This is a genomic window from Streptomyces sp. NPDC093568 (assembly GCF_044764945.1).
Classification (GTDB): domain Bacteria; phylum Actinomycetota; class Actinomycetes; order Streptomycetales; family Streptomycetaceae; genus Streptomyces.
Window position 1 is genome coordinate 38,952 of the sequence record NZ_JBIWJD010000019.1, and the last position, 24,628, is coordinate 63,579.

The 24,628-nt window shown below is 72.0% G+C and carries 23 protein-coding genes; 14 read left to right on the forward strand and 9 right to left on the reverse strand.

The window, feature by feature from the left end; genetic code table 11:
* The first annotated feature begins 94 nt into the window (after window positions 1-94).
* On the forward strand, window positions 95-385 hold the full coding sequence (locus ACIRD7_RS39885) for a hypothetical protein (RefSeq protein WP_403460953.1): 291 nt from the start codon (window positions 95-97) through the stop codon (window positions 383-385).
* Window positions 386-400: 15 nt separating this feature from the next.
* On the opposite strand, the gene ACIRD7_RS39890 is transcribed toward ACIRD7_RS39885, so the two are convergent.
* The 4 genes from ACIRD7_RS39890 to ACIRD7_RS39905 form a co-directional block, all read right to left on the reverse strand.
* Complete coding sequence (locus ACIRD7_RS39890) at window positions 401-1,051, reverse strand: hypothetical protein (protein ID WP_403460992.1); 651 nt, start codon at window positions 1,049-1,051, stop codon at window positions 401-403.
* 36 nt (window positions 1,052-1,087) lie between these two features.
* A complete protein-coding gene (locus ACIRD7_RS39895; RefSeq protein WP_403460956.1) occupies window positions 1,088-3,589 on the reverse strand; it encodes a dolichyl-phosphate beta-glucosyltransferase in 2,502 nt (833 codons plus the stop codon).
* Window positions 3,586-4,287 (reverse strand): GntR family transcriptional regulator, encoded by a 702-nt coding sequence (locus ACIRD7_RS39900; RefSeq protein WP_403460957.1) that lies wholly within the window; start codon window positions 4,285-4,287, stop codon window positions 3,586-3,588. Before ACIRD7_RS39900 ends, ACIRD7_RS39895 begins: the two co-directional genes overlap by 4 nt.
* A 125-nt stretch (window positions 4,288-4,412) precedes the next feature.
* Window positions 4,413-5,768 (reverse strand): aspartate aminotransferase family protein, encoded by a 1,356-nt coding sequence (locus tag ACIRD7_RS39905; protein WP_403460959.1) that lies wholly within the window; start codon window positions 5,766-5,768, stop codon window positions 4,413-4,415.
* 172 nt (window positions 5,769-5,940) lie between these two features.
* On the opposite strand from ACIRD7_RS39905, the gene ACIRD7_RS39910 reads away from it, so the two are divergent.
* From ACIRD7_RS39910 to ACIRD7_RS39925, 4 genes are all read left to right on the forward strand, one after another.
* Complete coding sequence (locus ACIRD7_RS39910; protein ID WP_403460960.1) at window positions 5,941-6,546, forward strand: type 1 glutamine amidotransferase family protein; 606 nt, start codon at window positions 5,941-5,943, stop codon at window positions 6,544-6,546.
* Window positions 6,543-7,001: a MarR family winged helix-turn-helix transcriptional regulator gene (locus ACIRD7_RS39915; RefSeq protein ID WP_403460962.1), complete on the forward strand. Its 459-nt coding sequence runs from the start codon at window positions 6,543-6,545 to the stop codon at window positions 6,999-7,001. Before ACIRD7_RS39910 ends, ACIRD7_RS39915 begins: the two co-directional genes overlap by 4 nt.
* Window positions 7,002-7,079: 78 nt before the next feature.
* Window positions 7,080-9,098, forward strand: a complete 2,019-nt coding sequence (locus ACIRD7_RS39920; RefSeq protein ID WP_403460963.1) for a protein kinase — start codon at window positions 7,080-7,082, stop codon at window positions 9,096-9,098.
* Window positions 9,099-9,232: 134 nt separating this feature from the next.
* Window positions 9,233-10,783: a PstS family phosphate ABC transporter substrate-binding protein gene (locus ACIRD7_RS39925; RefSeq protein ID WP_403460993.1), complete on the forward strand. Its 1,551-nt coding sequence runs from the start codon at window positions 9,233-9,235 to the stop codon at window positions 10,781-10,783.
* Between the two features lie 57 nt (window positions 10,784-10,840).
* Here the strand turns inward: ACIRD7_RS39925 and ACIRD7_RS39930 are convergent, their stop codons facing one another.
* On the reverse strand, window positions 10,841-11,593 hold the full coding sequence (locus ACIRD7_RS39930; protein ID WP_403460964.1) for an SLATT domain-containing protein: 753 nt from the start codon (window positions 11,591-11,593) through the stop codon (window positions 10,841-10,843).
* Window positions 11,594-11,852: 259 nt separating this feature from the next.
* Between ACIRD7_RS39930 and ACIRD7_RS39935 the strand changes: the two genes are divergently transcribed.
* From ACIRD7_RS39935 to ACIRD7_RS39945, 3 genes are all read left to right on the forward strand, one after another.
* Window positions 11,853-12,197, forward strand: coding sequence for a YbaB/EbfC family nucleoid-associated protein (locus ACIRD7_RS39935; protein WP_351190772.1), 345 nt, complete (start codon window positions 11,853-11,855; stop codon window positions 12,195-12,197).
* Window positions 12,198-12,289: 92 nt separating this feature from the next.
* Window positions 12,290-12,889 carry a recombination mediator RecR gene (gene recR / locus ACIRD7_RS39940; protein WP_403460965.1) on the forward strand — a complete coding sequence of 200 codons (600 nt, stop codon included), beginning with the start codon at window positions 12,290-12,292 and terminating at the stop codon, window positions 12,887-12,889.
* Complete coding sequence (locus ACIRD7_RS39945) at window positions 12,882-13,544, forward strand: DUF5063 domain-containing protein (RefSeq protein WP_403460967.1); 663 nt, start codon at window positions 12,882-12,884, stop codon at window positions 13,542-13,544. Before recR ends, ACIRD7_RS39945 begins: the two co-directional genes overlap by 8 nt.
* Window positions 13,545-13,551: 7 nt before the next feature.
* Here the strand turns inward: ACIRD7_RS39945 and ACIRD7_RS39950 are convergent, their stop codons facing one another.
* Window positions 13,552-14,388: a PhzF family phenazine biosynthesis protein gene (locus ACIRD7_RS39950; protein ID WP_403460968.1), complete on the reverse strand. Its 837-nt coding sequence runs from the start codon at window positions 14,386-14,388 to the stop codon at window positions 13,552-13,554.
* A 181-nt stretch (window positions 14,389-14,569) separates the two neighbouring features.
* Between ACIRD7_RS39950 and ACIRD7_RS39955 the strand changes: the two genes are divergently transcribed.
* Entirely contained in the window at window positions 14,570-14,986 is a 417-nt protein-coding gene (locus tag ACIRD7_RS39955; RefSeq protein WP_403460969.1) for an SsgA family sporulation/cell division regulator, read from the forward strand.
* 93 nt (window positions 14,987-15,079) lie between these two features.
* Here ACIRD7_RS39955 and ACIRD7_RS39960 read toward each other — a convergent pair whose 3' ends face one another.
* Both ACIRD7_RS39960 and ACIRD7_RS39965 read right to left on the reverse strand, forming a co-directional pair.
* On the reverse strand, window positions 15,080-16,267 hold the full coding sequence (locus tag ACIRD7_RS39960; protein ID WP_403460970.1) for a cytochrome P450: 1,188 nt from the start codon (window positions 16,265-16,267) through the stop codon (window positions 15,080-15,082).
* Window positions 16,257-17,003 (reverse strand): tRNA-dependent cyclodipeptide synthase, encoded by a 747-nt coding sequence (locus ACIRD7_RS39965; RefSeq protein ID WP_403460971.1) that lies wholly within the window; start codon window positions 17,001-17,003, stop codon window positions 16,257-16,259. Before ACIRD7_RS39965 ends, ACIRD7_RS39960 begins: the two co-directional genes overlap by 11 nt.
* A 261-nt stretch (window positions 17,004-17,264) precedes the next feature.
* Between ACIRD7_RS39965 and ACIRD7_RS39970 the strand changes: the two genes are divergently transcribed.
* The 4 genes from ACIRD7_RS39970 (at window position 17,265) to ACIRD7_RS39985 (ending at window position 21,802) form a co-directional block, all read left to right on the forward strand.
* Complete coding sequence (locus ACIRD7_RS39970) at window positions 17,265-18,539, forward strand: aspartate kinase (protein WP_403460972.1); 1,275 nt, start codon at window positions 17,265-17,267, stop codon at window positions 18,537-18,539.
* A complete protein-coding gene (locus tag ACIRD7_RS39975; protein WP_403460973.1) occupies window positions 18,536-19,588 on the forward strand; it encodes an aspartate-semialdehyde dehydrogenase in 1,053 nt (350 codons plus the stop codon). Before ACIRD7_RS39970 ends, ACIRD7_RS39975 begins: the two co-directional genes overlap by 4 nt.
* A 400-nt stretch (window positions 19,589-19,988) precedes the next feature.
* Window positions 19,989-20,669, forward strand: a complete 681-nt coding sequence (locus ACIRD7_RS39980) for a SigE family RNA polymerase sigma factor (RefSeq protein WP_403460974.1) — start codon at window positions 19,989-19,991, stop codon at window positions 20,667-20,669.
* On the forward strand, window positions 20,666-21,802 hold the full coding sequence (locus tag ACIRD7_RS39985) for a hypothetical protein (protein WP_403460975.1): 1,137 nt from the start codon (window positions 20,666-20,668) through the stop codon (window positions 21,800-21,802). The genes ACIRD7_RS39980 and ACIRD7_RS39985 overlap by 4 nt, the downstream gene beginning before the upstream one ends.
* Window positions 21,803-21,824: 22 nt before the next feature.
* On the opposite strand, the gene ACIRD7_RS39990 is transcribed toward ACIRD7_RS39985, so the two are convergent.
* Window positions 21,825-22,616, reverse strand: a complete 792-nt coding sequence (locus tag ACIRD7_RS39990) for an SURF1 family protein (RefSeq protein ID WP_403460976.1) — start codon at window positions 22,614-22,616, stop codon at window positions 21,825-21,827.
* Between the two features lie 158 nt (window positions 22,617-22,774).
* Between ACIRD7_RS39990 and ACIRD7_RS39995 the strand changes: the two genes are divergently transcribed.
* A complete protein-coding gene (locus tag ACIRD7_RS39995; protein WP_403460977.1) occupies window positions 22,775-24,613 on the forward strand; it encodes a prolyl oligopeptidase family serine peptidase in 1,839 nt (612 codons plus the stop codon).
* Window positions 24,614-24,628: the final 15 nt, after the last annotated feature.

Genomic DNA, 24,628 nt, shown 5'->3' on the forward strand with positions numbered 1-24,628 from the left:
GTTCCGGTCCGTCCGATGGAGCAGTGAGCGGGCGACGTACGCGCCGTGCCCCTAGCGTGAGGTCACAGGGGGCGACCGAAGGAAGGTGAACGTCATGCGTGTGCTGCTCCAGGCCCATCTCGACACCGAGAAGACGAACGAAGTCATCCGCAGCGGCAAGATGCCCCAGGTGATGCAGGAGGTCATGGGGGCCTTCAAGCCGGAGGCCGCCTACTTCGGCCCCGACGGCGGCGTCCGCTCGATGTTCCTCGTCTTCGACATGCAGGACACCTCCCAGATTCCGCCCATCACCGAGCAGCTCTTCCAGAAGTTCGGTGCCACCGTGGACTACACGCCGGTGATGAACCAGGAAGACCTGCAGAAGGGGCTGGCCCAGTTGAAGTAGGCCGGCTGAAGCAGGTCAGCTGAAGACGATCATCGACCCCTGCGCGAGACTCCGCGTCGCCGCCGCGTGCAGCCCCAGCCACACATGCCGTTCGCGGGCGAACGGGCTCGGGTCGTAGGGGGCGGGGACGGCCGGCTCCTCCAACGCGGTGGGCGCGAGCGGGGGCTGCGGGGCGGCCGGCGGGTTGGCCGGGTCGATGCCGATGACAGGGGCCACGAACTCCAGCTCGCGCAGCAGCGCCTGGGAGGAGCCCAAGGGGCCGCCACCCGCGAGGAGTTCGTCGTTGGAGAGCGGTCCGGCGAAGTCGACCGGGACGTAGGCGCCCGCGTGGTCGTAGTGCCAGACCAGGTGCGACTGCTTGGCCGTCGACTCGAACATCTCCAGCAGCTGCTCGTAGTCACCGCCCAGCTCGTCGACCGGGGTGACCGCGAGCCCGCAGACCTGGAGCAGATAGGCCCGGCGCAGGAAGTGCAGCGCGTCGTAGTCGAAGCCGGCGACCGGCGCGACGTCGCCGGAGAGGCCCGGCATGTACTGGTACACCGGCACCGGTGGCAGCCCGGCCTCGGCGAGCACCTTGTTGTATTGCGCGAGTTCTTCGGCGAACGGGTTGTCGGGGGTGTGGCACAACACGTCGACGAGCGGTACCAGCCACAGGTCACAGGCCAAAAGAGGGCTCCTCATGCAGCAGTCGTCACACATTGGTCAGGGCAGGTTAATCGGTGCACCGCGGGAGCGGCCCCCCTCGTGCAGGTCCCATACCCATACTCCGCCGACCCACTTACCCGGCGCGCCCACCAGCTTCTCGACGGTCGCCCGCAGCGGACCGTCGTTCGGCTGCGGTGCCAGCACCAGCACGCCCGCCTTCCAGTAGGCCAGGTCCGTCCGCGCCTGCGCCCGCCATGACTCGTTGACGGGCGGCACGTCGCCCGAGTCGCGGACGTCACGCAGCAGGTTGGAGGTGAAGCGGGGCTCGGCGCCGTAGATGCCGGTCCGTTCCTCGCCGTAGGGGCCGTTGAAGTAGCCGCCGGGCAGTCTGAAGCCGAGGCCGGCCTTGGTCTGCCAGTGCAGCGCCTCCGCGTCGGCGGGGTCGGGCAGCGGCACCGGCACGAGCGACTCGCCCTCGCGGACGTACGACTTCCAGGTGCCGTCCGCGATGAAGGCGGGCACGTCGACGCGTTCCACGGCCCTGAGCGGGGCCGGGATCAGCGGGAGCAGGGCGAGGGCGACCCCCAGCAGGCCCACGTACCGGGTGGACAGGGGGCGCACCGCGAGCAGTCGGTGCACGGCCACGGCGAGCAGCATCCCCAGCACCGGCGCGCAGATCATCGCGACCCGGCTCTCGATGACCGCCTCGAACAGCGGCAGGCCGGCGAGGAGTTCCCAGGGACCGGGGACGGTGAGGCCGGTGAGCGGGACACGGAACTCCCGCCCCAGGGACAGGACGGCCGCGGCCACCGCCGTGCACGCCAGCGCCCGGACCAGGGCCCGCTCCCACAGCCGTACGAGGACCGCGAAGGCGAGCAGGACCAGCGGCCAGCCGTAGAAGGCGTTCTGCTCGGTGATGTTGAAGGCGAGCGCGTTCGCCGCCTCGGCGTCGCCCGCGAGCCAGGAGCGCTCGGCGAAGGAGAGCAGGGCGAGGGGGCTGTTGAAGGAGCGCGGGTTGTGCTCGATGTCGGTGTAGCTCTGCGGACCGGCGAACTGCCAGACCAGGGGATACACGACCAGCGGGAGGCAGACGGCGGCGCCGATGAAAAGGCCCCGCAGGAGCGGACGCCACGACGCGCGGGCCGCGTCCCGGCGTACGACGGCGTAGGCGGCGGCGAACAGCAGCATGCCCAGGGCCGCGAGCAGCAGCGGCTCCTCGCCGAGGAAGACCTGGTACGCCGCCATCAGGCCGAGCACCACCCCGTTCCGTACGACCCGGGTGCCCGCGCACAGCCGCAGGGCGCGGTCGATGATCAGCGGGATCATGAACAGGACCACGAAGTTCGGGTGGGCGTGGGCGTGGCTGACCATCGGCGGCGCGAAGGCGGCCAGGGAAGCGCCCAGGAAGGCCGCCGTCCGGCCCGGCACGACGTGCTTGACGATCAGCCAGTACCAGGCGGCCGCGGTCGCGGCGAGACCCAGCGTCATGACCAGGCTGAGGGTGACGGCGGGGCCGGCGGTCAGGGTGAGGGGTGCGAGGGGGACGGACAGGCCGAGCATGACCGTGTTCGCCATGAGGTTGACGCCGTCGGGGAAGCCCTGGAGGTCGGTGAACAGGGGGTTGCGCAGCTGGGCGACGTTGTCGGCGGTGACCGCGAAGAACCACTCCCACTGGTTCTGGTCGCGCAGGGAGTCCGGGAGGTAGCGGTGGGCCGGGTCGAAGAAGCGGCCGGAGTAGAGGGCCACCGACATCAGCAGGAAGAGGAGGGCGGCGAAGAGGTCGGCCGGGCGCAGCGAGCGGGCGGCGATGCGCGCTATCTCCGTGAAGGCGCGGGCGTAGTCGAGCGGGCCGACCTTCGAGCCGGGCCGGTGGGACCAGCGGACGGGGACCTCGGCGATGGACAGGCCGGCGCGGCGTAGATGCCGTAACACCTCGACGTCGATGCCCCAGCCGTTGACGCGGGAGGCTGCGTAGGCCTCGCGGGCGTGGTCGCCGTCGTAGAGCTTGAAGCCGCACTGGGTGTCGTGGACGCCGGGCAGGGCGGTCCGGCGGATCAGCAGGTTCCCGGCCCGGCCGAGCAGCTCGCGCACCCGGTGCTGACGGTCGCCGATCGTGGCGCCCGGGGTCCGGCGGGAGCCGATCGCCGCCGAGTGGCCCTCGGCCAGCGCCTTGTCGAGCCGCTCCAGCTCCTCGACCGGCGTCGCGAGATCCGCGTCGGTGACCAGCACCCGACGCCCGCGCGAGGCGGCGACGCCGAGCCGCAGGGCGTGGCCCTTGCCGCGGTTGCGGGTGCCGGTGACCAGCTGGACGCGGGGGTCCCGGCGGGCGGTGACCAGGTCGCCGGTGCCGTCGGTCGAACCGTCGTCGGCGACGATGATCTCCCAGCTGCCCCAGGGGGAGTCCGCGGCGTCGAGGTGGTCGACGAGGGCGTCGAGGGTGGGGGTGAGGCGGTGCCGTTCGTTGTACGCGGGGACGACGACGGAGAGGCCGGGGAGGGCCGGGAGGTCGGGTTCGTCGGGCGGGTCGAGGGCCTTCGTCGGCTCCCGGTCGACGGTCACCCGGCCGCCAGTCGCTCGATCAGGGCGATGGAGTCCGCGTCGTGGGCGGCGATGATCGAACGGGCCGCGGGCAGGTCGCGGCGCATCAGGGCGTCGACCAGGTCGGTGTGCCGGGCCCACAGCCGGCCGCGCAGATCGTCGAGGCCGCGCAGGTACTGGACGGCGCAGACCCAGGACTCCAGCCGCAGCCGGTGCAGGAAGTCGGCCAGGTAGGGGTTGCCGAAGAGGGTGGCGAGCTCGCGCCAGAAGCGCAGGTCATAGCCGATGAGGACGGTGAGGTCGCCGGCGGTCGCGGCGCGCTGGGCCTCCTCGGCGCGGCGGCGCACCCCGGCGACGACGGCGGCGACGCGCGGGTTGTCCGGGTCGCGGTGGCTGGAGCGGTCGGTGGCGAGGACCTGGAACATGCCGGCGGTGACGAGGCCGCGGGCCTCGACGATGGCGCGGTAGTCGGCCACGGAGTACTCGTGGACGCGGAAGCCGCGGTGCTGGTCGGCCTCCAGCAGGCCCTGGGCGGAGAGGTCGACGAGCGCCTCGCGGACCGGGGTCGCGGAGACGCCGTACTGCTCGGCGATCTCCTTGACGGTGAACTCCCGGCCCGCCTGGAGCCGCCCGGCCAGCACCTCGTCGCGCAGCGCGTCGGCGATCTGCTGGCGCAGGGTGCTTCGCGTCACGGAGCCGTTGCCGCCGGTGCCGGGCATGGTCAGGGCGTCTCCCGTCGTCGCGATGAGGTGGCGTGCTCGTCTATGTCTACGAGCACGCCACCTTACGCGTTCGGCCCGAGGGGGACGTTTCCGCGATGGCCGACTTCCCTCGCCCCCGGCGCCTACGCCGTGTACTCGTCCGCCACGGCCAGCGCGGCGTCCAGCGCGGCCAGGCCCTCCTTCAGCTCCGCCTCGGTCGCGTTGCACGGCGGGACGACATGCGTGCGGTTCATGTTCACGAACGGCCACAGCCCGCCGGCCTTCGCGGCGGAGCCGAACGCGGCCATGGGGGCGTTCGCCTCGCCTGCCGCGTTGTAGGGGACCAGCGGCTCCCGGGTCTCCCGGTTCCGCACCAGCTCGAGCGCCCAGAACATCCCGACGCCGCGCACCTCGCCGACGCAGGGGTGCCGCTCGGCCAGCTCCCGCAGCCCCGGCCCCACCACGTCGGCACCCAGCCGGGCGACGTTCTCGACGACGCCCTCCTCGGCCATGACGTTGATCGTCGCGACGGCGGCCGCGCAGGCCAGCGGATGGCCCGAATACGTCAGACCGCCCGGGTACGGCCGCTTCGCGAACGTCTCCGCGACGGCCCCCGAGATGGCCACGCCGCCCAGCGGCACATACCCGGAGTTCACGCCCTTGGCGAAGGTCATCAGGTCCGGGGTCACGCCGAAGAGGTCCGCCGCGAACCACTCGCCGGTCCGCCCGAACCCGGCCATCACCTCGTCCAGGACGAAGACGATCCCGTACTTGTCGCACAGCTCACGGACGCCGGCGAGGTAGCCGGGCGGCGGGACCATGATCCCGGCGGTCCCCGGGACCGTCTCCAGGATGATCGCGGCGATCGTCGAGGGCCCCTCGAAGGCGATCGTCGTCTCCAGGTGCTCCAGCGCCCGCGCGCACTCCTGCTCCTCGGTCTCCGCGTAGAAACGGGAGCGGTAGAGGAAGGGCGCCCAGAAGTGGACCACGCCGGCCGCGGCACTGTCGGAGGCCCAGCGGCGCGGGTCGCCGGTGATGTTCACGGCCTGCTGGGTACCGCCGTGGTACGAGCGGTAGGCCGACAGCACCTTCGGCCGCCCGGTGTGCAGCCGGGCCATCCGCACCGCGTGCTCGACGGCGTCCGCTCCGCCGTTGGTGAAGAAGATCTTGTCCAGGTCGCCCGGCGTCCGCTCGGCGATCAGGCGCGCCGCCTCGGAGCGCGCCTCGACCGCGAAGGCGGGCGCGAAGGTCGTCATCCGCGCGGCCTGCTCCTGGATCGCGGCGACGACCTTGGGGTGCTGGTAGCCGATGTTGGTGAAGACGAGCCCGCTGGTGAAGTCGAGATAGCGGCGGCCGTCGTAGTCCCAGAAGTACGACCCCTCCGCACCGGCGACGGCGAGCGGGTCGATGAGTTCCTGTGCGGACCAGGAGTGGAACACGTGCGCACGGTCCGCGGCCTTCACGGCGACGCCGACCTCGGGATCTGGCTGAGGGGTCATGCGGGTGAGCGTAGGAGTGCGCGGGGTGGGCGAGGTATCGGCGTCCTGTCTGCGGTCGGGAGCTTTCCGCGACAGGTTGTCGACGCGGGTGCGCCCACCATTGACAGCAGGCTGTCGTCATGTCAGGATGCTGTCATCTAGAAAGAATCGTCGGAGCCTCCAGGGGGAAGCCATGAGCAGCAAGCCCGTGTACCTCGCCGTCTACGACACTCTCGCCGACTGGGAGACGGGGCATACCACCGCCCACCTCGCCCGCGCCGGCCACGGCATCCGCACCGTCGGCCCCTCCACGCGGCCCGTGCGCAGCATCGGCGGACTGCGCGTCCAGCCCGACCTCGCGCTGCACGAGGTGCGGCCCGAGGACGGCTCCCTGCTGATCCTCCCGGGCGCCGACCTGTGGGACACGGGCGACGAGCTGGCGCCCTTCGCCCGCAAGGCCCGCGAGTTCCTCGACGCCGGGGTGCCCGTCGCCGCGATCTGCGGTGCCACCGCGGGCCTCGCCCGCGAGGGACTGCTCGACGACCGCGCCCACACCAGCGCCGTCTCCTTCTACCTCGCGGCCACCGGCTACGGCGGCGGCGAGCGGTACGTCGACGCCGACGCCGTCACCGACGGCGGGCTGGTCACCGCCGGCCCGACCGAGCCGGTCGCCTTCGCCCGGGAGATCTTCCGGCTGCTCGGGGTGTACGAGGGCGAGGTGCTGGACGCCTGGTACCGGCTGTTCCACGACTCCGACGCGGCCGCGTACGCCGTACTGGAGAAGGCGGGAGCCGCGTGAGCCGGGAGCGGCAGGACCTGCTCAGCCGCAGCGCGCTCGGTGTCTTCCGGCTCAACGGCCAGTTCCTCGGGGTCGCCGAGGAACTGGCCCGGCCGTCCGGGCTGACGGCGGCCTGGTGGCAGGTGCTGGGCGCGGTGCTCGGCGAACCCCTCCCCGTCTCCGGCATCGCCCGCGCCATGGGCATCACCCGGCAGAGCGTGCAGCGCATCGCCGACCTGCTGGTGGACAAGGGGCTCGCGGAGTACCGGCCGAACCCGGCCCACCGCCGCGCGAAGCTCCTCGCGCCGACGGACGACGGCCGCGCGGCCATAGCCCGCATCGACCCCGGTCACGCCGCCTTCGCGGACCGGCTGGCCGAGGCCGTCGGGGAGAGCGAACTCGCCGAGGCGGTACGGATTCTGGAACGGTTGTCGAAGGTGCTCGACGACCTCGCCGTTCCTGTTACGGAACCGTAGGCACCGCCCCGCTCACCTCCATGTATGCCGCACTATCGTGGGGCCGACGCATAGGCGGGGGCTGGTTGGGGGCGTGCGATGGAGAAGCTGGGGCCGGGGGATCCGCAGCACATCGGTGTGTACCGGCTGCTGGCGCGGCTGGGCGCGGGCGGCATGGGGGACGTCTATCTCGCCCGGTCGGACCGGGGCCGTACCGTCGCCGTGAAGCTCGTACGGCGGGAGCTGGCCGCGCAGGAGGAGTTCCGCGCCCGCTTCCGCCAGGAGGTGCAGGCCGCGCGGCAGGTCGGCGGGTTCTGGACCGCGCCGGTGCTCGACGCGGACACCGAGGCCGAGGTGCCCTGGGTCGCCACCGGGTACGTCGCCGGGCCCAGCCTCCAGCAGGTCGTCGGGCACGACCACGGGGCGCTGCCCGAGCGGTCGGTACGGATCCTGGCGGCCGGGCTGGCGCACGCGCTCAAGGACATCCACGCCGCCGGGATCGTGCACCGCGACCTCAAGCCCTCCAACGTCCTGGTCACCATCGACGGGCCCCGCGTCATCGACTTCGGCATCGCCCGTGCGCTGGAGACCGTCGACGAGAGCGGGCTCACCCGCACCGGCGCGCTCGTCGGGTCGCCGGGGTTCATGGCGCCCGAGCAGGTGCGCGGCGACCGAATCACGCCCGCGTGCGACGTGTTCTGCCTGGGCTCGGTCCTCGCGTACGCCGCGACCGGCAGGCTGCCCTTCGGCTCCGTCGACAGCGGGGCGCACGCCCTGATGTTCCGGATCGCCCAGGAGGAACCCGACCTGGAGGGCGTGCCCGAGGGGATCGCCGAGCTGGTGCGGGAGTGTCTGCGCAAGGACCCCGGCGCCCGGCCGACGCTGGGCCGGATCCTGGAGCGCACGGGCGCCGAGGACACCGTCTCGGACGGACGCTCCCGCGATCCCTGGCTGCCGAGCGCGCTGGTGGCCCAACTCGGGCGGCACGCCGTGCGGTTGCTGGACACGGAGGATCCGGAGGGGCCGGCCGGCCCGGCCGGGCCGGAAACCCCGGCGCGGGACGGCGACTTCGAGCGGGCGGGTTCCGCGGGGCCGGGTCCCCAGGAGCCGACTCCCGCCGCCTCTCCCGAGCACGCCCCGGCCGCGCCGGCGACGCCCGCCGACCGGCTCCCCACCGTGGCCGCGACCAAGACCGGCCCCACTCCGCCGCCGGGCCCGGGCACCCCGCCCGGCGGCGCCTTCGGAGATGCCGCGGCCCCCGGCGACACCCCGGCCCACCCGGCGTACGGCTCCCCTCAGCAGCACCCGCGACAGCACCCGCAGCAACCGGCGTACGGCTATCCGCCCCCCTCGACGCCGCCCGGCCAAAACCCGCCCTACGGCTTCGGCCCCACCCACGGCCCCGGCCCCTCCTACGGCCCCGGCTCCTCGTACGGGTCCACTCCGCCGTACGGCCCCAACGGGCCCTACGGCCCGAACCCGTCGTACGGCCCGAACCCGGCCTACGACCCGCCCGTGCCGTACATCCCCGGGCCCCCGCCCGAGGCGTCCGGCCGGAGCGGGCGTTCGACCGTGGCGCTCGTCCTGGTCGCGCTGGTCGTCGCGCTCGCCGCCGGTGGTTCGGTGTACGCCCTCATGAACGGCGGCGGTGACGACGAGGCCCGCCCCGGCCCGACCGCCACGGCCACCACGCCCGGCCCCGCCACCTCCGACCCGACGGCCCCCGCCACCTCCCCGGCCCCGACCGGCTCCACGCCCGCGGACGGCGTGATCCCGGCGCGTTACCTGGGCACCTGGACGGCCTCGATCGACAACGCCACCGGTGAGAACACCCGCCGGCTCACCATCCGGCAGGGCGAGGTGGGCGACACCGTGCTCGCCCTCGTCGCCGACGGACCGGCCGGAACCGGCACCTACCACTGCGAGTTCGAGGCGGCGCTGACCGGAGATCCGGGCGGCGACGGCCCGTTGCGGATCGGCCCGTCCACCGTGACCTCCGGGGAGCCGGCCACCTCCTGCTCGCCGGGCGAGGCCACCGAGATCAGGCTGTTGCCGGACGGCCGGCTGGAGCGTGTGAACACCAGCAGCGGGGAGAAGCTGACCTACACCAGGCAGTGAGGGTGAAGTCACGCTTCCTGTGCGGTAGTTGAACGTCCGGCGAACATCCCCGTCCACGTGCCGACGGCGGCCCCGAACGGACGTACGGTGACCCCACACTACGGCTCTGGTGAGTGAGCGGCGGGGGCACCACGGTGGAGTGGCTGAGCGCGGAGAACGTCGTGGCCGTCGGCACCGCGGTGCTCGGTGTGGTCGCCTCGGGCGTCATGGTCTGGTACGAGCGGCGCGTACCGCGCAGGAAGCGGATCGGCTACCGCGTCCAGATGGACAACCCGATAGGCGACGACGTGCGTTCGGGCCGGGCGAACGTCCGGATCGGCCTCTTCGACGCGGACATGGACGACGCGACCCTCGTCCTCCTGCGGGTCGAGAACGACGGCTCGCAGAGCATCGACCGCGACGACTACACGGGCCCCAGCCCCCACGGCCTCACCGCGGTGTTCACGGACCGCACCATCCGGGGTGTCTCGGTCACCCAGCCGACCGACATCGACCATCTGATGGAGCACTTCACCGAGCAGCGGGGCTTCGGCTACGAGGGCAACCGGCTGCGCATCCCGCGTGTCCCGCTCAATCCCGGCGACCACTTCAAGCTGCTGGTGCTGCTGTCGGGCGGTGACGTGGGCAGTGACATCCGGCTGCGCGGCGGCATCAGGGACGGCGAGGTGCACCCCAACCGCAGTGCGACGCCGGACGACACGGCACCGGTGTTCAGCCTGCCGGCCCGGCTCTTCACCGGGCTGCTCACGCTCTCCGTCCTGGCGCTCGCGGGCATCGTCGTCTTCCGCGACGGCAATCCGATCGAGTGCGAGCAGGGCGAGCTGACGGTGATCGGCTCGACGGCGTTCGAGCCGGTGATCTCGACGCTGGCCGAGAGCTACGAGCGCAAGTGCCCGGACGCGGAGATCGACGTCGAGACGCGGGGGAGCGAGGCCGGGGTGGCCGAACTCGCCGCGCTGGGCGGCCGTTCGAAGGGCGAGGCGCGGTCGGTGATCGCGTTCTCCGACGGTCCGCTGGGCGAGCGGCTGGGCCTGAAGGGGAAGAAGGTCGCCCTGTCCGTCTTCACGCTCGCGGTCAACGACGGGATCGACCTCGGGCCGGACGGGCTGACCGTGCGGCAGGTGCGGGACCTCTACAAGGGCAGGTACAAGCGGTGGGGCGAGGTGATCCCGGGGGCCCCGAAGGCGGTCGCCGACCTGCCGGTCGTCCTCGTCAGCCGCAGTGACACCTCCGGGACGAGGCAGGTGTTCCAGGACCGGGTGCTCGGCGGCTGGGAGCAGGCGCAGAGCACGTCGCTGGACTGCCGCCCGCCGAAGGGCGCCGTCACCGTCGTGACGCGGTGCGAACTCGCGGGCACCGGGGACGTGCTGGACAGGATCGCCGGGCAGCCCGGGGCCATCGGATACAGCGAGCTGAGTGTCGCCGCCCGGCACAAGGGCGTGCGGACGGTGGCCCTGGACGGCGACCGCGCCGACGTGGACGCGATCGAACGCGGCGACAGCGCCTACCCGTACCGCGACATCGAGTACGCCTACACCTACGGCACCGCTCCCGACGACACCCTCACGGCCGGGTTCCTCGCCTACCTGGACAAGGAGAGCAGCCGACGGGTGATCCGCACCCAGGGCCACCTGCCGTGCGGGACGCCGGTGGGGCTGAAGCTGTGCTCGGGCACGGGCGACTGAGGGACCGCCCGGCCCCGCCCGGGGGGCCCGCACGGCATGCGGGTCACGGCATACATGTCACCGCGGCTCGGGCGGCCGCTGCCGGGGCATGTTCGGCCGGGCCCCGTTAGGCGGTGGCACGGTGAAGCGCCCCTGCCCCACCCCCGCGTCCTGCCGGGTCCCCCCGGCCAGCGCCGACTGAATCCCCATCGGCGCCGAACCCGTCCGGAACTCCACCATCCAGTCGGCCGTCTCCGCCCGCACCAGCTCGGTCACATCCTCCGAGAACCGCCGCAGCACCCCCAGACACCGCTCCGCGGCCTCGCTCGCGGTTCCCTCGGCGGGCCCCAGCACCTCGCGCACACTCTCCGTCGCCCAGTCGAACTGGAGCACCTGAAGCCGCCGCTGCACCGCCTGCGCCGTGGCGACGTCCCTTATCCACCCGGAGGTGACACCGAAGAAGCGGTCGACCGCCATGGACGCCACGGCCATCAGGAGCGCCAGGTACCCCCACGGGGCCACCCCGCTCGCCACCCCCGTCAGATCCAGCAGCGGCAGCGCGCCGCCGACGACCGCCCCCGCCGCGGCCCCGCCCCGCAGCGCCCGGGCCCCTCTCCGTTTCCAGACCCGGTCCGCGAGATACCACGCCGCCGTGTCCAGCGCCCCGCGCTCCACCCACCGGTACAGCTCGTCCAGCCGGGCCGCCGGCTCACCCCAGTCCCCGTGCGGAAAGGCCCGCCCGGTCAGATCGCCCGGCCGCAGCCAGGCCGCCCCTTCGCCGCCCCGCCCGTCCTGCGGGAACCTCTCGGGCTGCATCTCCGGCTGACCCACCCGGCACTCCCTACTGTCACGGTGCGTGACACCACGCAACACCTGAGGCTGACGCGCCGGACCCTTCCTACCGCCCAATGGGTGGCGAAGAGATGCCTTTCGCCTCTTTTCCGCCCGGAAGTGGGTCTTGATCAGGTATAGGACGCCAGTTCCTCTCACTCGAAAGAGTGCTGGGGCGACGCCCACCCAGACCACGTAGGCTCGTGCTGAACGGGAAAAGCCGAGCGGGAATGCCCGGACGAAACGCAAGGAGCTGATCGTGATCCCCGGTGGTGGCCAGCCCAACATGCAGCAGCTGCTCCAGCAGGCGCAGAAGATGCAGCAGGATCTGCAGCGGGCGCAGGAAGAACTGGCGCAGACCGAGGTCGAGGGCCAGGCGGGCGGCGGTCTGGTGAAGGCCACCGTGACCGGTGCCGGCGAGCTCCGCGCGCTGAAGATCGACCCGAAGGCGGTGGACCCGGAGGACACCGAGACCCTCGCCGACCTGGTCATCGCGGCGGTACAGGCCGCCAACGAGAACGCGCAGAACCTGCAGCAGCAGAAGCTCGGCCCGCTGGCCCAGGGCCTGGGCGGCGGCAGCGGCATCCCCGGCCTGCCGTTCTGACCCGGCGGCCGTTCCCCGTCTCACCTTTCTAAGAGGGGGCGCCGCCAACTACCGTACGTACCGTAAGGAACCCCAGGAAGGACGGCAGTCCGTTGTACGAAGGCGTGGTTCAGGACCTCATCGACGAGCTGGGTCGGCTGCCCGGCGTCGGGCCCAAGAGCGCCCAGCGGATCGCCTTCCACATCCTCCAGGCGGAACCGACGGACGTACGGCGCCTCGCGCAGGCCCTGATGGAGGTCAAGGCGAAGGTCCGATTCTGCGCGACGTGCGGGAACGTCGCGCAGGAGGAGCTGTGCAACATCTGCCGCGACCCACGCCGCGACCCGGCGGTGATCTGCGTGGTCGAGGAGCCGAAGGACGTCGTGGCGATCGAGCGGACCCGTGAGTTCCGCGGCCGTTACCACGTCCTCGGCGGCGCGATCAGCCCGATCGAGGGTGTCGGACCGGACGACCTGCGTATACGAGAACTTCTCGCGCGGTTGGCCGACGGTACGGTCACGGAGCTGATCCTGGCCACCGATCCGAATCTCGAGGGCGAGGCCACGGCCACGTACCTCGCGCGCATGATCAAGCCCATGGGCCTGAAGGTCACCCGCCTGGCCAGCGGCCTCCCGGTGGGTGGCGACCTGGAATACGCGGACGAGGTGACCCTCGGCCGCGCCTTCGAGGGGAGACGACTCCTAGATGTCTGACGCCACGCTGCACGCGACCGAGCAGAACCCGGACGACTTCGCGGTCCAGATCGCGGACCAGATCGAGAGCTTCCTGGTCGCCGTCACGGAGGTCGCGAAGGGCGACGAGCCGGGCTCGACCGTGCCCTTCCTCCTCCTTGAGGTCTCACAGCTCCTGCTGGCCGGCGGCCGCCTCGGCGCCCACGAGGACATCGTCCCCGACGAGCGCTACGAGCCCGACCTCGGCCCCGAGGCGGACGTGGACGAGCTCCGTGAGAACCTCGCCCGCCTCCTCGACCCGGTCGACGTCTACTCCGAGGTCTTCGACCCCTACGAGCCCCGCAAGGCCCCGGTCCCGGCCCGGATCTCCGACGACCTGACCGACGTCATCACCGATCTGCGCCACGGCATGGCCCACTACCGCGCCGGCCGCACCACCGAGGCCCTGTGGTGGTGGCAGTTCTCCTACTTCTCCAACTGGGGCTCGACGGCGTCCGCGACGCTGCGCGCGCTGCACTCCGTCCTGGCCCACGTCCGCCTGGACCAGCCCCTGGAGGAGCTGGACGGTCTGGACACGGACCAGGGCGTGATGGGCGACGAGACGCTCGAGTTCGAGGCCGGCAAGGTCATGCAGCAGGAGATCGGGGACCAGTTGGGGCTGCGGTCGGCGAAGTAGCGGCCGCTCAGATCCGTACGGCCGTGCCGGTCACGCCGATGCCCGTGCCCGGCTCGGCCGGCACCGTCACCGTGAGCGTGCTCGGCCGGCCCATGTCCACGCCCTGATGGATCGTCAGAGTGCCGGGCGTGGCCACGAGTTCGAGCTCGCGCAGATAGCCGCCGAACGCGGCCGCGGCGGCGCCGGTGGCCGGGTCCTCGACGACACCGCCGGGCGGGAACGGATTGCGGGCGTGGAACACGGTGGGGGACTCCCGCCAGACCAGGTCGACGGTCGTCCAGTCCTCGCGCGCCATGAGGGCGGCCAGTGACGCCATGTCGTAGTCCAGGTCGGCCAGCCGCTCCCGGCTCGCGGCGGCGATCACCGGATGCCGGGCTCCGGCGAACGCCACGCGCGGCGGCAGCGCCGGGTCCAGATCCGCGGCGGACCAGCCCAGGATCGCCAGCAGTTCGGCCAGATCGACCTGCGCGAGCGGTGCCGTGTGCGGCGCCACGCTCACCAGGGTCGCCACGAGGGTGCCGTCCGCCGCCCGGTCGGTGGTCACGGTGACCGGGCCCGCCTGGGTGCGCAGCAGCAGGCGGCCGACGCCGTGGCGTTCCGCGTGTGCGACGGCCGTCGCGATGGTGGCGTGGCCGCAGAACGGCACCTCGGCGAGCGGGCTGAAGTACCGGACGTCCAGGGCGCCGTCACCGGACGGCACCACGAAGGCGGACTCCGAGTAGCCGATCTCGGCCGCCGCCGCCTGCATCGTCTTCTCGTCGACCCCCGTGGCGTCGAGCACCACACCTGCCGGATTGCCGCCGGCGGGATCACTGCTGAAGGCCACGTAACGCGAAATCTCCATCCGTGGACCCTAGTCGCGCGCCGGGAACTCGACGAGGGGATTACCCGGACCCCGTGCCGGTGTGACGCGCGTTACAGAAGAGGGCTTCTGAAGTGGCGTAATGCCACCGCCCCCGTGGCGGTCTCTCAGGCGCAACGGTCACCCGGCCGGTGCCCCCCCGCCCTCGAATCGGAGCCCGCCCATGCACGTCACACTGGAGCAGCCGACCGGCGCCCGTCTGGTCACCGGCGCGGGTCAGGAGATCGCCATCCCGGCCACGCTGCGCTACACCGCGGGCGATCCGCTGGCCGTGCACATCGACTTCCCGTCCCATGTCACCGTCGACGGCGAGGCGGTGACCTGGACGTTCGCCCGGGCGCTGCTGAGCGAGGGCCTGCGCGCGCCCGCCGGGCCCGGGACCGTGCGCGTCCGGCCGCGCGGGGCGTCCCACACGGACGTCGAGTTCCACGCGCCGGTGGGCGTGGCGATGCTCCGGTTCGCCACCTCGGACCTGTACCGCTTCCTCGCCCGCACCTACACCGTGATCGCCCCCGGCGAGGAGACCTTGGCGGCGGAGCTGGACCAGGGCCTGGTGACGCTGTTCGGCGGGCGGGTCTGAGTCCCCGCGGGCCACGGCCCCGCCGCCGTCCGTCACCAACTGCTTGACGACGGCGAGGCCGAGCCCGGAGCCCATGACCGGGCGGAACGGCAGCTACCACATGGTCGGCAGCCGCTCCGGGATCCGCTTCATGAAGCCCGTGCGCCACACCAGTTGCTCGATCGGCACCGCGAGCCGCAGCCGGGGCATCCGCTCCAGCAGCGTCTCCAGGGCGATCTCGGCGTGCCTGCGGCCGAGGGCGGTGGCGGGGCAGTAGTGGCGGCCGCCGCCGAAGGAGAGATGGGCGCCGGCGTTCGCGCGGCCGAGGTCGACCGTGTGCGGGTCGGGGAAGGCGGCCGGGTCGAAGTTCGCGCCCTCGACGAGGACCAGGACGAGGTCGCCCGCGCCGACCTCCACGTCCCCGAGGCGTACGTCCGCCGTCGCCAGTCTCGGCAGGCCGTCACCGATGGACAGGTTGATCCGCAGGAGCTCGTCCACGGCCGCCGGGATCCTTCCGGGGTCCGCGACCAGCTCGGCCTGCAGGTCCGGGTGCTGGATCAGCGACACCAGGGCCATGGTCAGGAAGCCGGAGGTGGAGATCACGCCCGCGCCGAACATCGTCACCCCGACCGTCGCGAGCATCTCGTCGGTGAGATGGCCGTATTCGGGGTCCGCGCGCAACGCGGCGAGCTCGGCCATCAGACCCGTCGTCGCCGGGTCGTCGAGCCGCTCGGCCATGTACGCGATGTCCCGGTCCCAGTTGAGCCGGGCGCCCGCGACGGGGCAGGCCGAGTTCATGAACGCGATGTCCAGGCTCCGCATCAGCCGGGGCGCGTCCGTGAGCGGGATGCCGAGGATGCGGCAGTGCATCCCGGCCGAGTACGGATCGGCGAAGCCGCCCCGCAGCTCCGCCGGCGCGCCCTCGGCGATCAGCCCGTCGACGAGCTCGGCGGCGTACGACCGCATCCACCGCGCCAGCCCGGGGCTTTTCGGGTTGAGCGCCTTGAGCACGGCCTTGCGCAGTCCCGCACCCGTGATGTTCCCCATGTTGTTGACGACCTCGGGCGGGATCGTCAGCGCGTACTGGCGGGGCACCCCGGGCGCGGAGGTGTCCTTCAGGCTGAAGCGGGGATCTTCGAGGACCTGCTTGCACAGCTCGTACGACGACACCAGCCAGGCCTCGTCCCCGGCGATGGTGCGCACCCGGCGTACCGGCGTGCTTGTCCGCAACTCCTCGACCTCGGAAGGGAGTTGGTCGCCGCGCCAGGAGAACGGGAAGTCGAGCGGAGTTTCAGTGAGCATCGGTGGTCCCCTCGGCCGGCGTCACGATGGCGTGGCCCTGGTTGCGGGAGGCGCGCAGACCGGCGCCCCGGGAGTAGAGCAGCTCGGCCATCGGCAGCAGCTGGTGGTAGCAGTTCAGGGAGGAGGGGACGCCGAGGATGGCGGGGGTGTCCAGGAACAGCGGCGCCTCGGCGCAGACGTAGTCCAGGCAGACCTCGCGCTGGGCGTCGGTCGCGCGCCCCGCCTTGTCGGCCAGGAAGGAGTCGACGAGCTTCTCGCAGGTCGTGCGGAACTCGTCGTCGGAGGCTAGGCGGGCCTGGAGCCGGTCGTGGATGTCACGGTAGGCCGCGTTGCCGTGGAAGTCGGACATGGCGTGGGCGCGCAGGCGGGTGCCGCCGGGGTCCGCCGCCGCCGCGGCGCCGAGCACCTTGGCCCGTACCCCGCGCAGGTTCTTCACCGCCTTGCGGCGGGCGTCGTCGGGCGGATAGCCGGAGGCCGCGTACATCTCGGCCACGTACAGATCGGTGTAGACGAGGTCCACCCGCTCGAACAGGGCCAGGCCCCAGCGGGCGAGGTCGTGGACGCGGCGGGCGGAGAAGTAGCTGTTGCCGGGGGAGACGCCGATGACGGCGTGGTCGCCGGCGGCTCGGATCACCTCGCAGTGCGCGGTGAAGGGCCGGATCTTGAACAGGCCGGCCGGGGAGTCCGTATCGGCTGGTGTGACGTGCTGGATCTCGGAAGCGGTCGCAGTCGTCAAAGGAAGAGTTTCCTTCGCGTCGCTAGTCCCGATGGAGCCTTGTGCCCCTGGTGTGGCGACGACGACGCGAAGTTAGTGTGCGACTACGGAGAGCGTCAATGGTGAGCCGGGTGGTGAGCTGTGCCACTTCCCCGTATGCCTTGCCCTTCACCGGGCAGACACCACCCCGGAGCGTCGGATCTCACCATCTGGGAACACCATGGTCGTTTTCGGACGCTCGATAGACTGAGCCGACACACACGGACTGAGCGAGGAGCGCACGTGGGCCTTGTCGTGCAGAAGTACGGAGGCTCCTCCGTAGCCGATGCCGAGGGCATCAAGCGCGTCGCCAAGCGGATCGTGGAAGCGAAGAAGAACGGTCACCAGGTGGTGGCCGTCGTTTCCGCGATGGGCGACACGACGGACGAGCTGATCGATCTCGCCGAGCAGGTATCCCCGATCCCTGCCGGGCGCGAGCTCGACATGCTGCTGACCGCCGGAGAGCGGATCTCCATGGCCCTGCTGGCCATGGCGATCAAAAACCTGGGTCACTCGGCCCAGTCGTTCACCGGCAGCCAGGCAGGTGTCATCACCGACTCGGTCCACAACAAAGCCCGGATCATCGATGTCACGCCGGGCCGGATCCGCACCTCGGTGGACGAGGGCAACATCGCCATCGTCGCCGGTTTCCAGGGCGTGAGCCAGGACACCAAGGACATCACCACGCTGGGCCGCGGCGGCTCCGACACCACCGCGGTCGCGCTGGCCGCCGCCCTCGACGCCGAGGTCTGTGAGATCTACACCGACGTCGACGGCGTGTTCACCGCCGACCCGCGCGTGGTGAAGAAGGCGAAGAAGATCGACTGGATCTCCTTCGAGGACATGCTCGAGCTGGCCGCGTCCGGCTCCAAGGTGCTGCTCCACCGCTGTGTGGAGTACGCCCGCCGGTACAACATCCCGATCCACGTCCGGTCCAGCTTCAGCGGACTGCAGGGCACGTGGGTCAGCAGCGAGCCGATCGAAGGGGTAAAGCAGGTGGAGCAGGCCATCATCTCCGGTGTCGCGCACGACACCTCCGAGGCCAAGGTCACGGTCGTCGGGGTTCCGGACAAGCCGGGCGAGGCCGCCGCGATCTTCCGTACGATCTCCGACGCCGAGATCAACATCGACATGATCGTGCAGAACGTGTCCGCCGCCTCCACGGGCCTGACGGACATCTCCTTCACGCTGCCGAAGTCCGAGGGCCGCAAGGCCATCGACGCCCTGGAGAAGAACAAGGGCGGCATCGGCTTCGACTCGCTGCGCTACGACGACCAGATCGGCAAGATCTCCCTGGTCGGCGCGGGTATGAAGACCAACCCGGGGGTCACGGCCGACTTCTTCAAGGCGCTGTCCGACGCCGGGGTGAACATCGAGCTGATCTCGACCTCCGAGATCCGCATCTCGGTCGTCACCCGCGCCGACGACGTCAACGAGGCCGTGCGCGCCGTGCACTCCGCCTTCGGGCTCGACTCCGACAGCGACGAGGCCGTGGTTTACGGCGGCACCGGGCGATGACCCGACGACCGACGCTCGCGGTCGTGGGAGCGACCGGGGCCGTGGGCTCGGTCATGCTCCAGATCCTGTCCCAGCGCGCGGACATCTGGGGTGAGATCCGTCTGATCGCCTCGCCGCGCTCGGCCGGCCGCAAGCTGGCCGTGCGCGGCGAGGAGGTCGAGGTGGTGGCGCTCACCGAGGAGGCCTTCGACGGGGTCGACATCGCGATGTTCGACGTCCCCGACGAGGTGGCCGCCCGCTGGGCGCCCTTCGCCGCCGCCAAGGGCGCGGTGGTGGTGGACAACTCGGGCGCCTTCCGGATGGACCCGGAGGTGCCCCTCGTCGTCCCCGAGGTCAATCCGCATGCGGTGCGGATGCGGCCGCGCGGGATCGTCGCCAACCCCAACTGCACGACCCTCTCGATGATCGTGGCGCTGGGCGCCCTGCACGCCGAGTTCGGGCTGCGGGGGCTCGTGGTGTCCGCGTTCCAGGCCGTCAGCGGGGCCGGGCGCGCCGGTGTGGAGACGCTCAGGCAGCAGCTGTCCCTGGTCGCCGGCACGGAGCTGGGGACCAGCCCCGGCGATGTGCGGCGGGCCGTCGGCGACAACACCGGGCCCTTTCCGGAGCCCGTCGCGCTGAACGTCGTGCCGTGGGCCGGGTCGCCGCGCGAGGACGGCTGGTCCTCGGAGGAGATGAAGGTGCGGGACGAGTCCCGCAAGATCCTCGGACTGCCGAAGCTGCCGGTCGCGGTGACCTGTGTGCGGGTGCCGGTGCTGACCGGGCACTCCCTGACCGTGCACGCCCGCTTCGAGAACGAGGTCACCGTCGCCAAGGCGCGCGAGATCCTCGCCACCGCGCCGGGGGTCGTGCTCTACGACGACCCGGCGGCCGGTGAGTTCCCGACGCCCGCCGACGTCGTGGGCACCGATCCGACCTGGGTCGGCCGGGTGCGGCGCTCCCTCGACGATCCGACGGCACTCGAGCTGTTCGTCTGCGGCGACAATCTGCGCAAGGGCGCGGCCCTCAACACCGCACAGGTCGCGGAGCTGGTGGCGGCGGAGTTCCGGTGAGGAGCCGGTGACGCCGGAAAACTCCTGGGTTCCGACGGATTCGTTTGTAGGATCTGTGTGAAAAGTGTGAGCCGATCGATGGTCCGGACCACTTGAACCGGGTGCTGTCGGCAGTTGAAGATTTTTCTCCCCGCCCTGCAACCGCTTGCAGGGCGGGGAGCGTCTTTGCGGTCGCCCTTATGGGGGTGGAGACGCGTTTTTTTCTGGCGTGGGGACGCCGAATGGGCAGGACGTGGGGACGTCCGCCCATATGGGACATAAGGGAAGAGCGGGTAGGCATGTGGGCGTTTGACGCACGGTCGGCTGTGCTGCCTAGTGCAAGAGGGACAGCTGCGAGGACTGGCGCAAAAGTGACGTCCGGCACGTACAACCCTCTTGGGGGGACGCGTGTCCAACAGGCGTGGCAGAGGTACTCGACTTCAGCGCGGCGACCCGCGGCACGGCCCTACGGCCGCCCCGCCGGCCCGTCCGGACCCGCATGGGTGTGCCCGGCGGCATGCCGGTGATCGCGCCCATGCCCGCAGCGCGGCCCACCCGCATACCCAGTCAGCGCGACGGAGCCGAGCACGCCGAGAACACCGCGGCGGCCGGCACGACCGTCGACCACCTCACGGAGACCTACCGGGCGCACTACCGCTCGCTCCTGGGCCTCGCGGCCCTCCTCCTCGACGACACCGCCTCCTGCGAGGACGTCGTCCAGGAGGCGTTCATCCGCGTCCACTCCGCGCGCAAGCGGGTGCGCGACCCGGAGAAGACGCTGGCGTACCTGCGCCAGACCGTCGTGAACCTCTCCCGCTCCGCCCTGCGCCGCCGCATACTCGGCCTGAAGCTGCTGTCCAAGCCGATGCCCGACATGGCGAGCGCGGAGGAGGGGGCCTACGACCAGCTGGAGCGCGACTCCCTCATCAAGGCGATGAAGGGGCTCCAGCGCCGCCAGCGCGAGGTGCTGGTCCTGCGGTACTTCGCGGACATGACCGAGGCGCAGGTCGCCGAGACGCTCGGCATCTCCCTCGGCTCGGTGAAGGCCTACGGCTCGCGCGGCATCGCGGCGCTGCGGGTCGCGATGGAGGCGCCGGCATGAGCGAGGACCATGACGGGCGGCCCGAGCCGGCGAAGTGGCCGGACAAGCAACAGCCGAAGCAATCGCACGCTGGGAACGGAACTGTGAACCACGGCCCCGACGACCAGGGCCCCGAGGGGCTCGACTCGGACGAGCTGGCACTGCGCCGCATGCTGCACGACGCGGTCCACGAGATGGAGCCGCGCGACGGCACCCTGGACCATCTGCGGCGGGCGGTGCCCGCACGCCGGGCCCGCAAGCGGCAGGCGCTCGTCGGCATGGCCGCCGCGGCCCTCTTCGTCGGCACCGCCGTCCCGGCCCTGGTACACGTGTCCAACTCCACCGGCTCCGACGTGAACCCCTCCGTCGCCGGCCACGGCGAGCAGGCGCAGGGCGGCTCCGGTCAGGGCAAGGAGACCGAGGGCGGTCAGAGCACCTCGGGCGGCACCTCCGGCAAGACCGAGGACCAGGACAAGGGCGGCGGCAAGGAGGAGGACAAGGGCACCGGTACCGGCCCCGGCGACAGCCCCGGGAGCCCCGACGACCCCTCCGCGACCACCGCGGCCGGCACAGCGGCGTGCACCGCCGAACAGCTCGGCACGTCCGGCGGGAGCGCGGACGCCCCCGACTCGGCCAACGCGGTGTACGGCACCTTCCGCTTCAGCAACGTCTCCACGGTCGACTGCACCGTGAGCAGCCCCGGCACGCTGAGTTTCGCGACCGGCGGCGCGGCGGACGCCACGAAGATCGCCCCGGCCCGGCACATCGCCGGCGACCCGGCGGTCGGACTGCCCGACCCGTCCCAGGAGCTCACCTCCCTCGTCCTGAAGCCGGGCGAGTCGTACGCGGTGAAGTTCGCCTGGATCCCCACGGAGACCTGCCCCACGACGAGCGACCCCACCACCGGGGGCGGCACCGGCGGCGGCGAACCCTCCCCCGACCCGACCCCGACCGACACCACCGGCGCGACCGACGGCACCTCCACGGGCGGCGACACGGGCACCTCCACCCAGCTCATGTCCGAGGACACCACCCTCGACGGCAGCGTCACGATCACCAACACGACCGAGGCGGGCGCGCCGACGGCCACCGTGACGGTGTCCAACGCGTGCGCGGGGGCCATCTACTGGACGGGCCTGCTCGCCGGGGCGTAGCCGTGACGGCCGCGCCGGTGCCTCACACGCCGGACGGGCTGGTGGCAGGCTCCTCGTCCGGCGCCAGGCCCAGTTCGGCGTCCCGGGCGAACTCCACCTCGCGGCGCAGCAGACGGAACCACATGAAGACCACGAAGCCCGCGAAGACGAACCACTCACCGGTGTAGCCGAGGTTCTGGAACGCCTTCAGGTCGAGGCCGGTGTCGCCGGGCGCGGTCGCCGGGACCGCCGTCATGCCGGAGTCGGCCTTGTCGAGGGTGATCCAGGCGTCGTAGAGGTCGTAGGGCACCAGGTTCACCAGCGACGCCGCGCTGATCGCGCCCGTCTGGCCGGACGGCAGGCCGCCCTGCGCGGGCACGCCGTTCTCGCCGGGCACCTCGGACGCCTGGAGCGCGCCGGTGACCGTGACCTCGCCGGTGGGCGCCGCGGGGGCGGCGGCCGGCTTCGCGTCGCCCGGCAGCCAGCCCCGCACGACCGGCAGGGCCTTGCCGCCGTCGGTGCGCAGCAGCGTCAGGACGTAGTAGCCGGGCTTGCCGTCGAGTTCCCGGTGCGGCACGAGCAGCTGCTCGGCGTACCGCCCGCTCGCGGTGACCTGCCGGCCCGACGTCGCCTTGTCCACCGGCAGCAGCTCGGCGAGCGGACGAGCCGCCTCCCGCTTGTTCTCCGCGGCCTGCTCACCGGCGCTGCGATGGTCCTGGACCCGCGCCTCGAACCGGCTCAGCTGCCACGACCCCATGAACACGCAGAAGGGGATGGCGAGCAGCACGAAGAGGTTGATCCCCCACCAACGGGGCGTCAGCAGAAACCGGTACACACCGTCAAAGGTACGGGGCTCCCGCACGGAGCCGGGGCGCGGGGTCGGCCCCGGGCGGGGGAGGCGACCGGGGCATGCGGGGCGGCGGCGTCGGGAAGTTATCCACAGGCTGGGGACCTCGGCAGCGGATTGTCCGTCGGGCCAGGCACTATGGGGCCATGACTGAGAGCCACGGGTCCGATTCGCGGGATCACCAGATGCAGGACAAGGACATGCCGGACTGGGAGAAGCGCTTCCGGGCACCCCGGGTGTCGCTGCCCGACTGGGCGGAGGACGCACCGGACCGCTCCTTGTTCGTGTCGAACGCCACGGGGACGTACGAGCTGTACGCCTGGGACCGTGCGACGGGCGAGCAGCGCCAGGTGACGGACCGGCCGAACGGCACGACGGACGGCGTGCTCTCCCCGGACGGCGCCTGGATCTGGTGGTTCGACGACAAGGACGGCGACGAGTTCGGCGTCTGGCGCCGCCAGCGCTTCGACGGCGGCGAGGACGAGCTCGCCGCGCCGGGCCTGGACCCGTCGTACCCGGCGGGGCTGGCCCTCGGCCGGGACGGGCGCACGGCGGTCGTCGGCCGCTCGACGGACGAGGACGGCACGACGATCCATCTGGCCCGCACCGGCGAGGCCCCGGTGGAGATCTACCGCCACCGCGAGTCCGCGGGCGTCGGCGACCTCTCGCACGACGGCACGCTGATCGCCGTCGAGCACACCGAGCACGGCGACGCGATGCACTCCGCCCTGCGCGTCCTGCGTCCCGACGGCACGGCGGTCGCCGAGCTCGACGACACCAAGGGCGGCACCGAGGAGCTCGGCCTGGAGGTCCTGGGCTTCGCCCCGGTCGACGGCGACACCCGGCTGCTCATCGGGCATCAGCGCCGCGGCCGCTGGGAGCCGCTGGTGTGGGACGTGGCGACGGGGGAGGAGACCGACCTCGCGCTGGAGCTGCCGGGCGACGTGAGCGCGGAGTGGTATCCCGACGGGGCCGGTCTGCTGATCGTGCACAGCTTCGAGGCGCGCAGCGAGCTGTACCGCTACGACCTGGCCCGCCGTGAGCCGGTGCGGATCGAGACCCCGGCCGGCTCGGTGTCGGGGGCGACGGCCCGGCCCGACGGCAGCGTGGAGTACCTGTGGTCGTCGGCGGCGGAGCCGTCGGCGGTGCGCTCGACCACGGGGCAGGTCGTGCTGGACCCGCCCGGCATGAAATCCCCCGGTTCGGTCGCGGTGGAGGACGTGTGGGTGGAGGGTCCGGGCGGCCGTATCCACGCGCTGGTGCAGCGGCCCGCCGGCGTCGAGGGGCCGCTCCCGACCGTGTTCGACATCCACGGCGGTCCCACCTGGCACGACAGCGACGCGTTCGCGGCCGGCCCGGCGGCCTGGGTGGACCACGGCTACGCGGTGGTCCGGGTGAACTACCGCGGCTCGACGGGCTACGGCCGCGCCTGGACCGACGCGCTCAAGCACCGGGTCGGGCTGATCGAGCTGGAGGACATCGCCGCGGTCCGCGCGTGGGCGGTGACCTCAGGCCTGGCCGACCCGGCCCGGCTGATCCTGACCGGCGGCTCCTGGGGCGGCTACCTCACCCTCCTCGGCCTCGGCACCCAGCCGGACGCGTGGACGATCGGCATCGCGGCGGTCCCGGTCGCCGACTACGTCACCGCGTACCACGACGAGATGGAGGCCCTCAAGGCGATGGACCGCACGCTGCTGGGCGGCACCCCGGAGGAGGTGCCCGAGCGCTACGAGGCGTCGTCACCGCTGACGTACGTCGACGCCGTGACGGCCCCGGTCTACATCTCGGCGGGAGTGAACGACCCCCGCTGCCCGATCCGCCAGATCGACAACTACGTGAAGCGGCTGCAGGCGCGGGGCGCGGTGCACGAGGTGTACCGGTACGACGCGGGGCACGGCTCGCTGGTGGTGGACGAGCGGATCAAGCAGGTGCGGCTGGAGCTGGACTTCGCGGAGCGGTACTTGAAGGAGCGGCGCGAGTCCTGACCTCCTCCCTCAGCA

Bases quoted from the DNA above. Each gene is read 5' to 3' on its own strand.
- ACIRD7_RS39905 (WP_403460959.1), bottom strand. From the start codon at position 5,768: ATGACCCCTCAGCCAGATCCCGAGGTCGGCGTCGCCGTGAAGGCCGCG.
- ACIRD7_RS39960 (WP_403460970.1), bottom strand. From the start codon at position 16,267: ATGCTCACTGAAACTCCGCTCGACTTCCCGTTCTCCTGGCGCGGCGAC.
- ACIRD7_RS39885 (WP_403460953.1), top strand. From the start codon at position 95: ATGCGTGTGCTGCTCCAGGCCCATCTCGACACCGAGAAGACGAACGAA.
- ACIRD7_RS39920 (WP_403460963.1), top strand. From the start codon at position 7,080: ATGGAGAAGCTGGGGCCGGGGGATCCGCAGCACATCGGTGTGTACCGG.
- ACIRD7_RS39910 (WP_403460960.1), top strand. From the start codon at position 5,941: ATGAGCAGCAAGCCCGTGTACCTCGCCGTCTACGACACTCTCGCCGAC.
- ACIRD7_RS39900 (WP_403460957.1), bottom strand. From the start codon at position 4,287: ATGCCCGGCACCGGCGGCAACGGCTCCGTGACGCGAAGCACCCTGCGC.
- ACIRD7_RS39975 (WP_403460973.1), top strand. From the start codon at position 18,536: ATGACCCGACGACCGACGCTCGCGGTCGTGGGAGCGACCGGGGCCGTG.
- ACIRD7_RS39950 (WP_403460968.1), bottom strand. From the start codon at position 14,388: ATGGAGATTTCGCGTTACGTGGCCTTCAGCAGTGATCCCGCCGGCGGC.
- ACIRD7_RS39955 (WP_403460969.1), top strand. From the start codon at position 14,570: ATGCACGTCACACTGGAGCAGCCGACCGGCGCCCGTCTGGTCACCGGC.
- ACIRD7_RS39985 (WP_403460975.1), top strand. From the start codon at position 20,666: ATGAGCGAGGACCATGACGGGCGGCCCGAGCCGGCGAAGTGGCCGGAC.
- ACIRD7_RS39945 (WP_403460967.1), top strand. From the start codon at position 12,882: ATGTCTGACGCCACGCTGCACGCGACCGAGCAGAACCCGGACGACTTC.
- ACIRD7_RS39995 (WP_403460977.1), top strand. From the start codon at position 22,775: ATGACTGAGAGCCACGGGTCCGATTCGCGGGATCACCAGATGCAGGAC.